16 protein-coding genes and 1 riboswitch are annotated in these 18,067 nt (G+C 36.7%); of the genes, 6 read left to right on the top strand and 10 right to left on the bottom strand.

Going from position 1 to position 18,067, the window contains the following annotated elements; genetic code table 11:
* The first annotated feature begins 63 nt into the window (after window positions 1-63).
* The 5 genes from AB3I00_RS07990 (at window position 64) to AB3I00_RS07970 (ending at window position 4,218) form a co-directional block, all read left to right on the top strand.
* Window positions 64-723, top strand: coding sequence for a GntR family transcriptional regulator (locus AB3I00_RS07990; protein ID WP_123837934.1), 660 nt, complete (start codon window positions 64-66; stop codon window positions 721-723).
* Window positions 724-863: 140 nt separating this feature from the next.
* On the top strand, window positions 864-1,427 hold the full coding sequence (gene ahpC / locus AB3I00_RS07985; protein ID WP_086285997.1) for an alkyl hydroperoxide reductase subunit C: 564 nt from the start codon (window positions 864-866) through the stop codon (window positions 1,425-1,427).
* Between the two features lie 9 nt (window positions 1,428-1,436).
* Window positions 1,437-2,966, top strand: a complete 1,530-nt coding sequence (gene ahpF / locus AB3I00_RS07980) for an alkyl hydroperoxide reductase subunit F (RefSeq protein WP_086285996.1) — start codon at window positions 1,437-1,439, stop codon at window positions 2,964-2,966.
* A gap of 281 nt (window positions 2,967-3,247) precedes the next feature.
* Window positions 3,248-3,598, top strand: coding sequence for a DUF2200 domain-containing protein (locus AB3I00_RS07975; protein WP_086285994.1), 351 nt, complete (start codon window positions 3,248-3,250; stop codon window positions 3,596-3,598).
* Window positions 3,599-3,696: 98 nt separating this feature from the next.
* Window positions 3,697-4,218, top strand: coding sequence for an HdeD family acid-resistance protein (locus AB3I00_RS07970; RefSeq protein WP_002290703.1), 522 nt, complete (start codon window positions 3,697-3,699; stop codon window positions 4,216-4,218).
* Window positions 4,219-4,521: 303 nt separating this feature from the next.
* On the opposite strand, the gene AB3I00_RS07965 is transcribed toward AB3I00_RS07970, so the two are convergent.
* On the bottom strand, window positions 4,522-5,808 hold the full coding sequence (locus AB3I00_RS07965) for a hypothetical protein (RefSeq protein WP_368025024.1): 1,287 nt from the start codon (window positions 5,806-5,808) through the stop codon (window positions 4,522-4,524).
* A gap of 211 nt (window positions 5,809-6,019) precedes the next feature.
* Between AB3I00_RS07965 and AB3I00_RS07960 the strand changes: the two genes are divergently transcribed.
* On the top strand, window positions 6,020-7,171 hold the full coding sequence (locus tag AB3I00_RS07960; protein WP_002319954.1) for a cation:proton antiporter: 1,152 nt from the start codon (window positions 6,020-6,022) through the stop codon (window positions 7,169-7,171).
* 97 nt (window positions 7,172-7,268) lie between these two features.
* Here the strand turns inward: AB3I00_RS07960 and AB3I00_RS07955 are convergent, their stop codons facing one another.
* The 9 genes from AB3I00_RS07955 to AB3I00_RS07915 form a co-directional block, all read right to left on the bottom strand.
* Window positions 7,269-9,305: a penicillin-binding transpeptidase domain-containing protein gene (locus AB3I00_RS07955; protein WP_368025023.1), complete on the bottom strand. Its 2,037-nt coding sequence runs from the start codon at window positions 9,303-9,305 to the stop codon at window positions 7,269-7,271.
* A gap of 130 nt (window positions 9,306-9,435) precedes the next feature.
* A complete protein-coding gene (locus AB3I00_RS07950) occupies window positions 9,436-10,320 on the bottom strand; it encodes an LCP family protein (protein ID WP_024635234.1) in 885 nt (294 codons plus the stop codon).
* A 92-nt stretch (window positions 10,321-10,412) separates the two neighbouring features.
* Window positions 10,413-11,576 (bottom strand): FtsW/RodA/SpoVE family cell cycle protein, encoded by a 1,164-nt coding sequence (locus AB3I00_RS07945; protein WP_368025022.1) that lies wholly within the window; start codon window positions 11,574-11,576, stop codon window positions 10,413-10,415.
* 124 nt (window positions 11,577-11,700) lie between these two features.
* Window positions 11,701-11,867, bottom strand: a riboswitch (M-box (ykoK) riboswitch).
* A gap of 223 nt (window positions 11,868-12,090) precedes the next feature.
* Window positions 12,091-12,297, bottom strand: coding sequence for a hypothetical protein (locus AB3I00_RS07940; protein WP_002290696.1), 207 nt, complete (start codon window positions 12,295-12,297; stop codon window positions 12,091-12,093).
* A gap of 15 nt (window positions 12,298-12,312) precedes the next feature.
* Complete coding sequence (locus AB3I00_RS07935) at window positions 12,313-12,927, bottom strand: flavin reductase family protein (protein WP_002290695.1); 615 nt, start codon at window positions 12,925-12,927, stop codon at window positions 12,313-12,315.
* A gap of 147 nt (window positions 12,928-13,074) precedes the next feature.
* Window positions 13,075-13,758, bottom strand: a complete 684-nt coding sequence (locus AB3I00_RS07930) for an N-acetylmannosamine-6-phosphate 2-epimerase (protein WP_123838284.1) — start codon at window positions 13,756-13,758, stop codon at window positions 13,075-13,077.
* Window positions 13,759-13,872: 114 nt separating this feature from the next.
* Window positions 13,873-14,331 (bottom strand): ASCH domain-containing protein, encoded by a 459-nt coding sequence (locus tag AB3I00_RS07925; protein ID WP_368025021.1) that lies wholly within the window; start codon window positions 14,329-14,331, stop codon window positions 13,873-13,875.
* 85 nt (window positions 14,332-14,416) lie between these two features.
* Window positions 14,417-16,180, bottom strand: coding sequence for a 1-deoxy-D-xylulose-5-phosphate synthase (locus tag AB3I00_RS07920; protein ID WP_368025020.1), 1,764 nt, complete (start codon window positions 16,178-16,180; stop codon window positions 14,417-14,419).
* Between the two features lie 231 nt (window positions 16,181-16,411).
* Window positions 16,412-17,872, bottom strand: a complete 1,461-nt coding sequence (locus tag AB3I00_RS07915; RefSeq protein WP_368025019.1) for a hypothetical protein — start codon at window positions 17,870-17,872, stop codon at window positions 16,412-16,414.
* Window positions 17,873-18,067 lie beyond the last annotated feature (195 nt).

Here is an 18,067-nt window from a genome sequence, read left to right as displayed (position 1 = left end):
AGATTGTTTTTCAGATCTCTTCTGTTATACTACGTTCATAGAAATGATTTTGGAGGTATAAAAATGAAAAGTAGCTTGCAATCTCAAGCTTATCAAGCGATTCGTAAACAAATCATCTATGCGGACCTAGAACCTGGAAGAAAAATATCTGAAAAAGCGCTGGAGGCACATCTTTCTATCGGCCGAACCCCCATTCGCGAAGCATTGATTCAACTACGTCAACAAGAACTCGTGTACACAGTTCCTCAAAGTGGTACGTATGTTTCAAGAATCAATCTCTATTCTGCAGAAAATGCTCGATTTGTTCGAGAGCAATTAGAACAGCAGATCATGATCGAATGCTGTTCCAAATTGGACCATCAAACACGAATAGTGTTAGAAACAATTTTAGAAGAACAAGAAAAAGCAGCCAAAATAAAGGATGAACGTGCGTTTTTTCGTGCAGATAATTTATTTCATGAAGCTTGTTTCGAAATTGCCGGCAGAAAAGAAGTTTGGAACTGGTTAGATGACCACAATACCCATTTAGAACGTTTTCGTTGGTTAAGAGTGACCATACAAGGGCTTCCATGGGAAACGATCATGGAACAACATGAAGATTTATTCAGAGCATTAGTCGATAAAAAACCAGAAGAAGCTCGTTTTCAAACGGGATTGCACTTGCACATGATGCTGAAAGAACAAGAAACTGTCACTCAACGTTATCCTGAGTATTTCAAGTAGTTGTATTTTCTTATGCCTCTTCCATTTTATAATTAACCAGCGTTTTTGAGTAATCTTTATTAAATAACAAAATATTCATTGACTTTCTAACTCCAGCTAAATTACAATAATTATAAATAATTATTATTGGAGGTTTTACTATGTCATTGATTGGGAAAAAAATCGAAGAATTTAACGCTCAAGCTTATCATCAAGGAGAATTTTTAGAAATTAGCGAGAAAGACTTTATGGGGAATTGGAGCATCCTATGTTTCTACCCAGCAGATTTCACTTTTGTTTGTCCCACTGAACTAGAAGACTTACAAGAACAATACAGCACCTTGAAATCTTTGGGCGTTGAAGTCTTTTCTTGCTCTACAGATACCCATTTTACTCACAAAGCATGGCATGATACATCAGATGCTATTGGTAAAATCGAATACACGATGATTGGCGATCCTTCGCATCGGATTTCTCGTATTTTTGATGTGTTGGATGAAGAACAAGGATTAGCTCAACGAGGAACATTTATTATTGATCCAGACGGCATCGTTCAAGCCATGGAAATCAATGCAGATGGAATTGGTCGTGATGCTAGTGCACTGATTGATAAGATACGGGCTGCTCAATATGTACGTACCCACCCAGGTGAAGTTTGTCCGGCAAAATGGAAAGAAAGTGGCGAAACATTGAAACCAAGTTTTGATCTTGTTGGAAAAATTTAGGTGGTCGATATGTTAGATAAAGAAACTAAACAAAACCTCGAACAATATTTAGCACTGATTGAATCTCCTATTGTTTTTTCTGTTAGTTTGGATACTAGTGAAAATAGTCAAAAATTAGCAGAATTTACGAAGGAAATATCAGAAATGTCTCCTAAAATCTCTTGGGAAAAAAAAGAGTTGACGCGGACACCTAGTTTTTCTATCAGCCCTCTTGGCAAAGAAAGTGGAATTGTTTTTGCTGGTATCCCCCTCGGTCATGAATTTGCTTCTTTTTTACTAGCACTGTTGCAAATTAGTGGACGGGCACCGAAAATCAGTGAATCTTTGAGTCTCAAAATCAAACAAATCAAACAAACGCTGCATTTTGACAGTTATGTCAGCTTGACTTGTCATAATTGCCCCGACGTTGTACAGGCATTGAATATATTAGCTGTATTAAATCCAAATATTACTCATACGATGATTGAAGGCGGTATGTTCCAAAAAGAAATCGATGATAAACAAATCATGGCAGTGCCAACAGTTTTTTTAAATGGTGAAGAATTTAGTAGCGGACGCATGACGATCGAACAAATCGTTGAAAAAATCACTGGTCCTTTGGTTGAAGAAGAATTAGTTGAAAAAAAACCTTATGATGTATTAGTGGTCGGTGGCGGACCAGCAGCTAGTAGTGCAGCTATCTATGCAGCACGTAAAGGAATCCGCACAGGGATTGTTGCTGATTCCTTCGGTGGACAAGTCGTTGAAACACTGGGAATTGAAAATATGATTGGTACCCCTTACACAGAAGGGCCAAAACTAATGCAGCAAGTAGAAAATCATGTGCGTAGTTACCCTATCGATATTATGATCAATCAACAGGCTGTTTCCTTAAATAAAGAGCAAGATTTTATCACTATCGGCTTGGCTAACGGCATATCACTTCAAGCAAAAACGGCAATTATTGCGACAGGTGCGCACTGGCGTTCTATCAATGTACCGGGAGAAAAAGAGTTTAAAAATAAAGGAATTGCTTATTGTCCGCACTGTGACGGCCCTCTATTCAAAGGAAAAGAGATTGCTGTTATCGGCGGTGGTAATTCTGGTGTTGAAGCAGCAATCGATTTGGCTGGGTTAGCAAAACATGTATATGTTCTAGAATTCTTACCAGAATTAAAAGCAGATCAAATCTTACAGGATAAACTATTCTCTCTTGCGAATGTCACTGTTATCAAACATGCAGCGACGAAAGAAATCAGCGGTACGAATCAGGTAGAATCTCTCTCCTATATCGATCGCCGTACGATGGAGATGCATACACTAGCTGTTTCAGGAGTATTCATTCTAGTCGGCTTACTTCCTAATACGGATTGGCTAGATGGAACGATCGAAATGAACCCAAGAAATGAAATAGTGACCGAGAAAAATGGCGCAACGAATATCCCCGGCGTTTTCGCAGCTGGTGATTGTACAGATAGTCCATACAAACAAATCATCGTTTCAATGGGTTCAGGAGCTACTGCAGCTTTAGGAGCATTCGATTATCTGATGCGCACTTGAGCGATGAAGATTGTAAAAAAGTCAGATAGAGGTTGTGAGCCTGCCGTTTCGCTCCGAGTCACAAGGAACAATTTCAATAAACAGTTTCTCATGTTTGTTGAATATTGTGACTTGGGACCGAGGAGTAGGCAGGAGAACACCGTTTATTCGGAAAAAAGGGATTGTGACAAGAATTTTGTCACAATCCTTTTTATCTTTTTTTTTGAATAATCACTTTTTCTTCTCTTTTTCTTATATACTATAAGTAGTAAATAGTTTGAGAGAAGAAAGGTGACTTGATTATGGCGCAAAATCGTATTTTTAAGACAAGTTTTGCAAGCGTTTATCCCATGTATGTAGCAAAAGCAGAGAGAAAAGATCGTACAAAAGAGGAAGTAGATGAAATCATTTGCTGGCTGACAGGTTATTCCCAAACAGAACTAGAAGAGCAACTACAAAAACAAGTGACTTTCGAACAGTTTTTTGCGGAAGCCCCTGCCCCCAATCCTTCTCGTTCTTTGATTACAGGTGTTGTTTGTGGTGTGCGAGTAGAAGACATCGAGGATAACTTGATGAAAGAAATTCGTTATTTAGATAAAATGATCGATGAGCTAGCAAAAGGCAAAAAAATGGAAAAGATCCTCAGAAAATGATCTTCCTTAAGAAGCTCTTCTCCTTCACTCATTTTGTAACGTTTGATTTGGTAAAATGACTAGTTCACGTTAAAATAAGTCAAAGGAGGTTTTCTTATATGTTTGAGACGATTAAACAAAATATTCAAAAATACGCCTTATTAAGAGCTGCTGTTTATATTATTTCTGGGATTGCGATTGTGCTAAACCCTTCTGCTGTTTTTCATTTTATCGGTTATCTGATCACTGCCTATCTTGTTTTGCTTGGGTTGTTGAATCTTTTTGAGGCTTACCGTTTTAAAAGGAAAACAGGTTCTTGGAGTATCGGTCTGTTTAGTGGTCTTTTTTTCCTGATCTGCGCGCTGATCGTTTATGCTTTTGCACCTGCAATCGTTTCTATCCTGCCGATTCTTCTTGGATTAGCTGTTATCATCAACAGCTTGTTCCAGTTGTTCTTCAGCATGAATACAAAAGCTAAAAGTTGGAGTGTTTATAGTATTCTGTTGTTGATTGGCGGATTCGTCTTATTGTTCAATCCATTCAAAAGCTTGATGGTTCTATTCCAAATATTCGGTTTCATCTTGATTTTCATGGGCATCCAGGAGATCATCAATTTTATCAGAATAAGAAGAATGTATTGAGTTTTATGCTTTAAAAACAATTCCATTGACTGTAGTATACACAAGAAGACCTTATTTTATAATTACGGGACTGATGAATCAGAATTGATTCTTCGGTCTCTGTTTGTATGTTATGAAAACCCTAGTTATGCTAAGGTCTGCAGAGAGTTTCCCGCGTGGTAGTAAAAAAACTCGTTAAACTATTAAGTTGAAGTGGATTTCCGATGAAAAGAAAACCTCCAGTTCACACTGGAGGTCTTAATTCACAAAGATAAAAAAATCTCAGAATTTTTCTTTTTATAATAAAAGAAAATGGACAACTCCCTATCTTTCGCTATATGCCTGAACAGTTCTGAGCTGTAATCTATTCTGCTGGCACCTTTGGACTTCCTTTTTTATAGTATCCATTGTTTTTTTTATTTCATGATGAGAAATGATAGTTCCAACATTCTCGATAATCTTTTGCTTATCTAAATCTGTTAAAAAATAAATACTAGTAGAGTCATTTGTTTTATTTTTACCCAAAAGTTTTTTTAATTTATTATATTTAGTTCCAGTATGGTTATGTTTAAGAGAGGCATTTAACATAGGTAAAGCAATCCGATCAAGCGGAAGCTTATTTTTAGTTTCAGTAAAATATTGATTGAACAACCTACTATTTTCCTGTTTTTTTGAAAATTTATTATTCATATCTTTTCTCTCTATTTTATTATAACTGTATAAGCTGTTCAATTCTCTAAAATGATAGATTGTTTTGGGACCATAACCTGCTTTTTCTAATTGACGACAGGCAATTTCTGTAAGTATTTTATTCAATGACTCATTACTCGGCTTACTTTGTTCTATACGAAACTGTTCCAATTTATCTTTCAATGCTCCTGTCCATGATTTTACGCAACAATTTCCTATAATTTGCGCACTTCTGATCTTATCACCATAATATTCCTTGGTTGCTACTTTACTGAGGAGTCTTAAAGGAATATACTCTTTATAATTTAGTTTTTTATTATTGATATCCAAAGGAATATTGAATTCTCCTCTGCCGTTCTCAAGGGCATAAATCATCTCTGCAAAATTTTTTTCTGTGTCTTTTATTTCATAAATGTAACTTACTTTCCTCTTCATCTGTTCCCTATTTTTAACAACTAAAGATTTCTCTGATCTTTCAGGAGGAGCTATTCCAGCTTTATCAAAAATTTCTATCTGAAAAAAACCAGCTTTTTTTTGGATGGATGCTGTTACAAGATGTGAACTTTTTTCAGTTTTGAAAGAAAGAGGTATCATAATAAAACTACTGGAATCATTAACAACCAATTCATTGGTATATTTGCGAAATAATTCAGCATTTTCAAGCGCATAAGTACTTCTTACAAGAGATTCTTTCATATTTTTTGTATCTATTTTAAATTCATCTTCACTTAAATCAACTAAGTTAATAAATAAAGGGGTCAAATCTGAAATAAAATTTGTTTTATTAAAGCGATTGATATCGTTTGCTTTAAAATGATATTGCTGAGCAAAGGCATTAGCAATATTGTTAACCCATTGATCATTTTCGATACGTGCTAATCTTTCGTTATCTATTTCTTGTATTAATTTATGCTCGCCCATAAGCTTCCTCCACTGTGATAAATATTTAAACGTTCTGATAAGTCATCTTAACATATTTATCCAATCCATAATTTTAGTATAAAAACTATTTTTTTCTATTAAAAGAAAAAATTGTGACTATAAGATTTGTTTACAAGTATATTGTCCGAAAAAATTAATAATATATGTTATGCTAAGTTCGGGCTATATTTTATACAAAGGAATGATGAGAATGGAATTTATTGGTATTCTATGCCTGATATTGATTTCAACAACGATTGGCTCACATATCTCTAGGAGATTAGGTATTCCAGCAGTAATCGGACAATTACTTGTTGGTGTTTTGCTAGGACAAGCTGGATTGAATTGGGTCAAACCGGATATTCTAGTCCATGACTTCTCGGAGATTGGTGTAATCTTATTGATGTTTTTAGCTGGACTGGAAAGTGATTTATCTCTTTTGAAAAAATATTTCCGACCAGGCATGTTCGTTGCTTTACTTGGAATCATCTTCCCTGTTGTTTTTGGTTGGCTAACAGGCGAAGCATTCCAAGTTTCGGGAAATGAAGCGATTTTCTTTGGGATTATTCTTGCAGCAACTTCTGTCAGTATTTCAGTTGAAGTATTAAAGGAACTAAACGTGGTGAATACGAAAGAAGGCTCAACTATTTTAGGCGCTTCAGTTGTAGATGACATTTTGGTCGTTTTAGTCCTAAGTTTCAGTCTATCTTTTCTCACTGGAGAAGCTTCTAGCAATGCTTCTTTACCGCTTGTTTTGATTGAACAGCTCGTTTACTTTGTTTTTATTTTCTTATTAGTCAAATGGATTGCACCCTTCTTGCTTTCATTTGCAGAAAAAGTGTACGCAAATTCTTCTATTATCATCGTATCGCTAGTTATTTGTTTAGGTATGTCTTACGTAGCGGATCTTGTAGGTCTTAGTTCTGTCATTGGTGCCTTTTTTGCTGGGATAGCAGTCAGTCAGACAAAGGTCAAAGAAGAAGTATACCACAATGTTGAAGCCTTAGGATATGCAGTATTTATACCAGTATTTTTTGTCAGTGTAGGATTAGAAGTTGATTTTTCTGACTTTGGTGAGCAGCTGCTCTTTATTTCTATATTGACGCTTGTAGCGATTTTGACCAAATTGCTTGGAGGGTATTTTGGTGCTCAGATTGCCGGTTTTTCTCAACATAGTTCATTGATGGTCGGTGCTGGTATGATTTCGCGTGGAGAAATGGCTTTGATCATTTTGCAAATTGGACAGCAAAGTCAATTGATCGAACCACAGTACTATTCACCTTTAGTAATCGTGATTTTATTAAGTACACTTATTTCTCCACTTGTTCTGAAATATTTTACAAAAAAAGTTTATGAAGTGTGAGTGACCCAGAAAGCGGTCGTGAACCTGTCGTTTATTCGAAAAAAAGGACTGTGACGATCCCGTCACAGTCCTTTTACTATAGTTAAGAAGTCGTTCTTTATTGATAATTTTGGTTGAGGTATTGTAATAGTTCGGGTGCTCGTTTAGTTGCTGAATCATCATCTTCTTTATTTTCCAACATGCTAACCATCATATAACCTTGGTTATCAGGGTTGAAAGCAAACAAGAAACTGTTCTCTTTCCCTTTTTCATCCTGTTTTTCTTTGATTTCCGCTGTACCAGTTTTCGCTGCCAACGGAATCCCTAAAGCAGAAAGAGAATGTGCTGTACCATTTACATCTTGCACAACTTCTCTCAAATCTGGCACGATCGTCTGTACCGCTGTTTCGCCGATGACATTCTTCTTGTCTTTTGTCTCTTTATCTGCAATCAATTTAGGATAGACAAGTGTGCCATTGTTGGCAAAAACAGAATACATTGCTGCTTGCTGGATAGGATTAATTAGAAGTTCGCCTTGTCCATATCCAGTATCAGCTAGCAAGATATCTGAATTAAAGCTCTCTTCATTAGAAATTTGTGCTGGATTCATACTGATTGGCAAATCAAGGTCTTCACCAAAAATGAATTTATCCAAACCTGCACGGAAATTCTTCTCCCCCATTTTCAACGTTTCTTGCGCCATATATATATTATCGGAATAAATCAAAGCAGTTTTTAAGTCTACTTGTGACACATCACTAACACGAGTTACTTGATACGATCCCCAAGAACTGTCTTTTTGCCATTTAAGTCCGTTGATCGTCAACACTTCATTTGGATCGATAGTGCCGTTGTCGAGACCGATTGCTGCTGTGATCATTTTAAACGTAGATCCAGGAGCATAACCTGTCGCAAATCGGCTGATGAATGGTTGTTCAGGATTTTCTTCATAAGCTTTGTAGTCTTCTTGTGAGATCCCGTTTGTCATTTTGTTTGGATCATAGCTTGGAGAGCTAGCAAGCGCAAGAAGATCACCGGTTTTTGGCGTTGTCGCAACAGTCGATCCAGCTTTTCCTCCTAGACTGTCGAAAGCTGTTTTTTGTGCCTTCGCATCGATTGTCAATTTGATATCTTTGCCGTTTTGGACTTCATGCTCGATCAGAACCTTTTTCTCGACACCGTCTGCATCCGTGATGCTTAATTTTCCACCTGTAGTCCCACGAAGATCCTTATCAAAAGCCATTTCCAAACCAGATCGTCCGATTTTTCCATTACTGCTTAATTCTGTATTTTTATCAATATCTTCTGCTGTGATATCTCCCACGTAACCAATCAGTTGAGCAGCTGCTTCACCCAAAGGATAATATCTGCCGTCTACTTCTTGGATGGTAGCTCCAGCTGGAAGTTCTGGCGTTGCTCCATCAATGATTTTCAATGGGACAAAGTAATCGGGTTGTACCCAGCTTTGTGAAATAGCCTGATTGATAGCATCTTCTGTTAAATCGAATGCGGAAGCAATTGCTTTGATATTGGCTGTTTTTTCGTCCCCATCCCCAAGTTTGCTTGGAACGACTCCTAATTGTTTTAGTTTGCCGGTTGTTGCTAATGGTTCCCCATTTCGATCTAAAATGTTCCCTCTTGTTGCTTCTTGCGTGGTCAGGCTTACTTTGTCATTTCCTTCCATTTCTGGAAAAACCAAGTTAGGCTGCCAGTTGATCGTGGTTTGACCATCATTTCTGTCTAATGTTCCTTTATAAGAAAGATCTTTCAATTCACCTAATGAGGTATTCATCTTTGCTTTATATGAAAAGCTATAAGTAGAATCATCTTTTTTATCTACTTTTAGATTTGATATCTCAAGTCCTTTGACATCGGCAGCGCCGTATATATTTTGGTATTTTTCTAAGATCTCTTTTTCAGATAATGCACTTTTATTTTTGGCCTTTTTCGATGCCATTCCTGCAGCTTTGTTATAATCTCCTTTGTTTAAAGCTTGGACAAATTGCTCAACCGTCTTTTCTCCAGCTTCTACTGCTTGGGTTTCTTGATAGTGCCGGTAGTAAAAATAACCGCCACCTGCAGCTGCTATTAGGATCACTGCGCCGGCAATATAAGCGCCTGTTCGATTTTTGCCGTGCTTGTCACTTCTTTTCATTTTTTCCTCCTTCTTTTGCTTGCTATTCCTTTATTTTCACTATTTATACCTGTTTATTCTAACATAATAAAAGAAGTCAGAACATAACATAAATTGTTATTTCTAACTTCTTTTATTTTCTTTTCTTTCCTTAATTATTCAGAAATTTTTTGATTGCTTCTTGGTTTTTGGTCAAATCTAATTCCAGAACACTTCCGGAAGGCGTATTGTCGTTGAAGTCCCAACTGCCGTCTACTGGTACGGATAATGTATCGATCTTTTTATTATCGTCTTTGAGGAAATCCATACCGCAATCCAGTAGCACACTCTCAGGAAGGTTCGTTTGGATACTACCAAGTAGTTTTCCCACTGCTTTCGGTAATTTAAATATCGAAGTGACGTCTTTCAGCTGCTGAGAGATAGCTTTAATCACTTGTTGCTGTCTTCTAATCCTCCCAAAGTCCCCTTCTTCGTCTTCACGGAATCGAGCATACTGCAGTAACGTATTGCCATCCATTACTTGCTTCCCTTTTTTTATATATACGCCATCTAAATCTAAAGATTTTTCTGCATCAATCTTTACTCCATCAGGAAACAGTTCATTGACGCAATCGATAAAATCTTGAAATGTGATACTTGCATAATACGGGGCTTCAAATTTGAAATTTTCCTTTAATGTTTGGTTCAATAAATCAACTCCTCCGTAAGAGTACGCTGCATTGATTTTATCCATTCCATAACCTGGTATATCGACATATGAGTCTCTCATGATAGAGATTAGTTTTGCTTGTTGTGTTTTCTGGTCGTATTGTGCAACCATAAGTGAATCTGAGCGACCATTTTCGTCTTTCGAACGGGCATCCGAACCAATCAAAGCCACGTTTAGTGTGGTAGGGACACTTTTCGGCTCTACCTTTTTTACAGTTGAGGTCTGTTTTGCAGACGAAAATCCATGGACAAATTCAATCGAAAAAAAGCCGACTACTAGTGTAAGCAGTAACAAAACAGATAATATGATTTTTTGAAATACTTTCATTGCGAATTCCTCTTTCTAAAAAGAATCTCTCGCTTGAAAAATAAAAGATAGTCCTTTATGATAATTCAAACTGAGAGATTCTCAGTTTCTCTTTATTGTTTTTCAGGTCGATAGAGCGGCAACTCTTCGGCCTGTATCTTCGAAGAAATATTCAACGTGATCCCGATTCCTAAAGAAAGGATCAGATAACTTGTTCCTCCATAACTAACAAATGGTAATGGCACGCCAGTCATTGGCATAAGCCCTGCGATACTTCCCACATTCATTATCGTCTGAACGAATAGCAAAGTTCCGAATCCTAAAAGAAACAATCCAGCTTGCTGATTTTTACAACGACTGCTTAAACAAAAGATTCTCATGCATAATGAGAATAATAAGAAAAGTACACACAATGCACCAATTAGCCCAAGCTCTTCTGTAATGATCGAAAAAATAAAATCTGTTTCTGTCTCTGGAAGATATCCCTTTTTTGTGATACTGTTTCCTAATCCTCTCCCCCATATGCCACCATTGTATAGTGCATAAAACGAATGAGTCATTTGATAGCCCGCACCATGACTATCTATGAAAGGATCTCTTAAAGTCGCAATCCTTTCATAAGCATGATTGAACATCTGGGGAAGCCAGCCTTTGTTTCCTAAATATAATACTCCGCCGGCTGCTCCAATCAATAAGGCGGAAAAAGTAACAATCAGATAGATTCCTTTTTTAAATGGAACTGCTGCTGCCCAAAAAATGACCCACGCAATCGAAAGAATCATCAATGCTCCAGCAATCTTTGGCTGGAATAAAATCAGCAAAGTTATGCCTATTGTAATCAGGAAAGGTTTTTTTAGGTCTTTTGGCGGATTATTTCCGTCACGAAAAAACCAGCTTAGATAAAAAATCAGAAAAAGATTTGCTAATTCTGAAGGCTGAAATTGAATGCCAAACAGAGAAATCCAACGTTGCGCGCCATTAACAGTGACACCGAATATTCCTACTCGTACTAAGATCAAAAAGAAAATCGATAAAGCTAAACCATATCCTGCTATTTTAGGGTGAAGTAAATAGTGCAGTTTGATTGAACGAGCTAAGAAGATTACGCCCCAACTCAAAAATATGAAAATCAGTTGGCGCAATAATAGACTTTTTGTATTTTCATCTGCTTGCAATAAGCGATAAGAACTAGCGCTGTATACTTCTAAAAGACCGATCATGGACAAAGTCAAATAAGGACCCAAAATCCACCAATCGATCTTTTTTCTTTTTTTCACCGCATCTCCTCCTCACACAGTAAACCACTTGTCAGGTGAGGAGCGAGTTTGTCTCATCAAATAAGTCAGTCTTGAAAATATAAAGAAAAGGTCAGAAACCTTTTCGAACAAGAATTCTGACCTAGCATCATCTCATCGTCCGAGTTTTAGCACTATACAACGTAAAGAAAACATTCTTAGCTATTGGAAAAAGCCTTAATCCGACAGTTTCTGTTTTACCCATTGGCGACTTTCGACGTTTCTGGGCAATAGCCTATGTTTGTATAGGAGCCTCACCTAACAAGGTTATTACTATATTCTATTTACGAGTCCATGATAGACTTTTCCTAAGGATTAGGCAATGGAATTTGAAATGAAATAGTGAAATTTAACAATCTTTAATATTTTTTAGGAAAAAATAACAAATAACGTAAAAGAATCCCAGCGCAGTTTCGTTCAATTGTGCCAGGATTCCTTGATAATTTTTTTATTTTTGGTGTTTTTTTATGTGCTTTCCACTTTTCGGAATAAATGTTTATTTGTTGAAGTAATTGAATAACCCGCTAATCGTGTGGTCTGTTAATCTTATTTCTTTGCCATCTAAAGTAACTTTGGTGACGACAAAATGATCTTGCAATGGCGGAACTTCTAAATACTGCCCTTGCAGAAAATCATCCACTGTCTCGTATTCTTTTTCCATTTCTTTTGAATCTGCTGATGGTTTATAACTTATTTTTAACATAACTATTACTCCTTCTTATTGGGGACGTGCGATCGTGAAAATTTCTCCTATTGCTGCATAATCATTTCCTGCCAAGCGGCTTACAGCATTCAACTTTCTTGGGTCGATCCTTCCCGTCTTTTCATCATAGACTGTTTCATTCAAATGATATTTCTGTACTTCTAGCAAAAATAAATCAGCTGTTACTTTATTTTTATTCCGTATCTCGACATGTTCATATAAGGTTGTCTCAAAACGAACTTTTGCTTCTGTCAATGCTGGTACTGAAATGATTGCTGAATCCGTTAAAGTCAATTCAGTCAAGTGTAGTTCGCTTTCCTCATTAGGCAGATTAGCTGCTGTTTTATTTGCTTCTTCTACGTTGTCCTCATCAAGGATATGAATGACCGCTTCTCTTGTCTCAAGAATGTTTTTTGCTGTGTCTTTTACTGTATCTTGTTTTCTCTGGATCGCCAAGGATAAAATCGGTGGATTCGAACTGACGATATTGAAGTAACTGAAGGGTGCGATATTCACTATATTATTTACGGACTTAGTCGTTACTACTGCAACTGGCCTAGGGATAACTGAACCAATCAGCAACTTGTAATTTTCACGTTCTGTCAATTCTGAAGGACTTCGTTCAAACATGGTCTCGCCTTCTTTCTATAAAATTCGCTAAAAAGCAGATCTGCGAAGACAAAAGGAAAAGCAACGCTTTCCTCTTCTTCTTAGAATCTGCTTTAAACTATCTATTAATTTTTCTTTTTTGTCAAGAATCTGTGCCGTACGTGTTTTTTAGTTCTTTGCTTTATTCGCGGCTTCGACATATCTTTTAGTGATGAATTGCGGACGGGTGATGATGGATCCAATGACGACTGAAAAAGCACCTAATTCATAGGCTTTCTCTACTTGTTCTGGAGAGTCAGTATGGCCTTCCATGACTACTGGTATATTGACTTGTTCTATGATCTGATTCAACAAATCAAAATCAGGCGTCTGTGTCTTTCGAGAATATTCTGTATATCCTGCTAATGTCGTAGACAAGAGATCAAAACCATCTTCTTGCGCTTGAAGCGCTTCCTCAAAAGTCGAAATATCTGCCATGGCTAATCGACCGTGAGCGTGGATCATTTGGACAAGCTCAGCTGTTGTTTTTTCTGTCGGACGTTTACGAGAAGTTGCATCGAGTGCAATGATCTCAGCTTGCGTCTCCAAAAGTTCTTTCACTTCTTTTTCTGTCGCAGTAATAAATACTTCTGACCCATCGTAATCTCTTTTAATGATCCCTATGACTGGCAAATCAACGATTCGCTTGATTTCATTGATATCTTCTGTTGTATTTGCGCGAATACCAACTGCTCCGCCTTCTTTTGCAGCCAAAGCCATTCTCCCCATGATAAAAGAACTGTGTAATGGCTCATTTTCCAAAGCTTGACAAGAAACGACAACCCCACCTTTTATTTTTTCCAGTACATCCACACTATCTCCTCCAATGACGTTCTCTAGAAATACATCTTCTTATAAAAATGTAACCCTTTTCTATCCAGGAGTCAATAAAGTAGCTATCCTTTTTCTTTTAGCAAGCCTTTCTTGTTAAAAGAAAATTACTTCAAACTCTTCATATACGATTAGCTTCTCTTCTGTAAATGCCGTGTTCAGTGCTTCTTTGTAGACATGCTTGAAAAAGTCAGTATGGACTTTCCGCCAATAAGCTAACGTTCGATCTCCTTCTCCTTCTTTCCAAGCATGTTCTTCCGTGATTTCACTAAAAGGCAAGATAGTCACATTTATATTTTTGATGATACAAACTGGTTCATTTTTTCCATTCAGAACCACATCTAACTGGCCCACTTTTGGTAGAGGTTCCTTCTCTTTTTTGTATAGATCGTATCCGCTTGATGTACCGGTTTTTATTTTTTTTACCACTAACTCACTCAATTCATCTGCCATTTCTTCTGTATTCCCAAATGAAAAAAAGCTTAGTTTTTCTGATTGATACCTAGGATATTCTTCTTGAAACTTTTTGAAATATTCTTCTGCTTTTTGATACATAAGAGCATCTACTCCTTTGTTTCGTATAATAAAAAACCATCCAGATACTAGTATAAACGATTATCTGGATGGAAAATACGATGTATTATTGAATATTTAAGACACGTAGACTATCCTCAACGATTTGGCTTGGTGTCAAATGATAACGTTCATAAAGTTTAACTGTTGGAACACTATCTGTGAATTCTTTCTTTGCACCGAAATTCAGCACATGCATTGAAGAATCACCATAATAACGACTGATTTTTTCGCCAAATCCGCCTGATAAACTACCATCTTCTAATGTGATGACTAATTCATGGACTTCTTTTAATTTATCTAATGTTTCTACATCATTTTCTGTAATTGTTCCTGGATTGATCAATGTTGCTTCCATTCCTTTTTCTCTAAAAGCTTCCACTGTTTCTTTTCCTAGTCCAAGAAAACCACCTAAAGCTAAAATTGCCACTTTTTCGCCTTTATTCACTGTCTGATAGGTTGGAATACTGTAATCATTTGCGATAGCTTTACCATGTTCCACACCATGAGTAGGGATTCGAATAGCTACAGGCTGTTCTGTTTGCTCAAAAGCCCAATCTAGCATAGAGATCATATCTTCTTTTGTTGCTGGAGCAAGATATTTGATGTTCGGAATACTGGATAAATAAGGAATGTCAAATGTTCCTTGGTGTGTTCGATCACTAGCAGAGATCGTTCCGCCACCAACTAAAATGATGACTGGATTCTCGTTGATTGCTAAATCATGTGATAATTGATCATATGCCCGTTGCAGGAAAGTGCTCGATTGGAAGACGACTGGACGTACTCCCTGAGAAGCCAAAGCAGATGCAAACGTAATGGAATGCTGCTCGGCGATCCCCACATCAAAATAATGATCTGGATGTTTTTCTTGGAATGTTTTCAGTCCAAAGGCGCCTGGTATTGCTGCATTGACTGCGGCAATAGGTGCTGTACTTGTTTGCACTTTTTTATCCAGATAATCCATGATGATCGTATTGAATGTTTCTCCAGAAGCTGCCTGTTTTGCTTCTCCTGTAGACAGATCAAATGGGACGTGCCAATGATATTTCATTTTATTATCGATTGCTGGCTGATAACCGCGGCCTTTTTCCGTATGTACGTGAAGTACGATTGGATGATCAATATCTTTTACTTCTTCAAATAAACGGATCACCGTCTCTAGGTCGTTTCCATTATCCACATAGCGATAATCAAATCCCATAGCTTTAAATAGGTTATTACTGCTTTCACCGTGAGTTTGACGAAGCTCTGCTAAGTTCTGATATAAGCTACCGTGGTTCTCATCAATAGACATCTCATTATCGTTTACTAATACGATTAAATTGGTCTGTAAAGCGCCGCCGTTGTTCAGCCCTTCAAAAGCTAAGCCGCCACTTAGTGAGCCATCTCCAATAAATGCTACCACATTTCCTGATTCTTTCTTCAGATCTCTGGCTTTAGCCAACCCAGTAGCTAAACTGATAGATGTAGATGTGTGACCCACTGTAAAATAATCATGTTCACTTTCGTGCTGATTGGAATACCCGCTTACTTCATGGTAATGTCCTTTTTCAAAGCCATTTTTCCGACCAGTTAGCAGCTTATGACCATAAGATTGATGGGAAACATCCCATACGATTTTATCCTTAGGTGAATCGAATACATAATGAAAAGCAATCGTTAATTCGACTACACCTAGATTCGGACCAACGTGCCCACCTACATCGCTGTCCTTTTGTAAGATTTTTTGGCGCATTTCTTCTGCCAGCTGTTTCATTTCCTCCACAGATAATTTTTTGACATCTGCTGGACTGTTGATTGTATCCAATACATGTAATGCTGTACTCATCATACATTCTCTCCTCCGTACTATCTTCTTTTTAGTTGAAAATAGATTTGTAACACTTTATCTATTCTACTCCTTAGAGTTGACTCTAAGTCAATAGTATTTTAAAAAAATTCGGAGAAAGTTTGTTATATAAGTAGTTTTTCGCACAAATCAGGTCACAAATAAAAAAACTTCTACAGTCTTTTAAAAAGCTCTGTAGAAAGTTGATGTTTGTCTTGCTTTAAGATCTCCTCAAGAAATATGTTTTTTTAATAAATGAAGCTCCTGAGCAATACGATACAAAAGGATGTTTACACCTTTTAACGAGATAGGATAGACCTTTGTTTTTTCAGTTTCTAAACCAGTTTGATAGCTAGCAGCATCGCATAAAACCACTCGTTTTTTTGAACACAAACATTCATCAGGTAATTCTTCTAAAGAACGAAATAAAATGGGATTTATTTCAGCCATATCTTCTTCAGCATACAAATGAAATTGGGTTCGATAAAAAAATTGTTTGACTGAACTTTCTGAAACAACAAATATTTCTATCTCTTGCTGTATCATCTGTTCTCTGGTAATCAAAGAAAGACTCTTAACAAATTTTCGGATGAAATTATCATTCCATCTTAGATGAATTTGGTTTTTCTTTTTCCAATCGTCTAGCACTTCTACTATTTTTCTGTATAGAAGCTGTTCTTTTTCTGACAGTAGATAGATTCGTTCCGGTAAAAATACTTGACCGTCTGCCCACAACGTACGGACAAATTGTAAAAAGGATTGCTTAAAAATAAAATTGTCTGCATCATCGATTTCAGCGACTGGGAGAATCTGTAAAATCAATTCATTGAGTGACAGGTCATTGAGAACAAAATTTTTATACACAACTTCGAAATCTTTTCTTAACAGCTCCATGTTCTCATTGGTATAATTTCTGCTATTGAACAAAGAGAAAATATAATAGACATCTTCTTCCTGTAAGTGTAGCATCCCTTTTTGCTCTTCCAATCCTTGACAGACTAATTGAAATAACGGCTTCGTCTCCGCACTTTTCTTATCTTCTTCTTTCAGTTCAAGGGGAAACGTCTTTCTTCCGATTGCAATCTCTATTCCCCGTATGATAAAGGACTTTTCATCTTCCGAATATCTCCTTTTAAAAAAATGTGTCTCTACATAATCGATCAGCTCGTTACAAGCTTCTTCTACATGCGGATTTTTACTCTCATATCCTTCCCAATTGATATAACGTACTAAAGCTAGCAGAATATTCCGCGAATCAAATTCTGGAATAATGATTTCTTTATTTTTCAAATAATCATTTTCTTTAAAAAAATCCAAGACGCTCTTTTTGATCGTATATACTTTACTCAAAGAAATAAATTCAAGATCAGCCAGTTCTGTACTCGTGAATATGCCCTTGAAATAATAACTTAAAAACTTTAAAAAATAAGATTGACCATACAAAAATTGCGTAAGCTCAGAAAGAGCAATCCCTCGTTTAAATATAAGTTTGTACTTATGCTTCTCTCTTATTTGTTCTTTTATGCAATATTCCAGACACTCGGCTAGACTTTCTAGATCATGAAGGATCGTCGGTGTGGTCACCCCTAGTGAAATAGCTGTTTGTTCGATATCTATTTCTTGGAATTCAAATAATTGTTCGCATAGATACACTTTTCTAAATATATTTCGCTCGATGTATTTTTCCAGCATTCCTGATACACGCCTCCAGTTTTTTTATAGTTTTATTTAAACATATCCACGAATCGCTTTTTTATTTACTTTTTGTTTAGAAAACCCCTTTCAAAAACCAATAAAAAAAGGAGCCGGAACAAAAGTCGATCAAGCTTACAATCCCAGCTATCGTTTAGATAACTTGGTGTCGCTTGGACTTTTACCCCAGCCACT

Origin of the sequence: Enterococcus sp. C76 (genome assembly GCF_040886985.1) — a bacterium.
GTDB classification, from domain to species: Bacteria; Bacillota; Bacilli; order Lactobacillales; family Enterococcaceae; genus Enterococcus_B; species Enterococcus_B lactis.
This window is presented reverse-complemented; position numbering and strand designations above follow the sequence as displayed.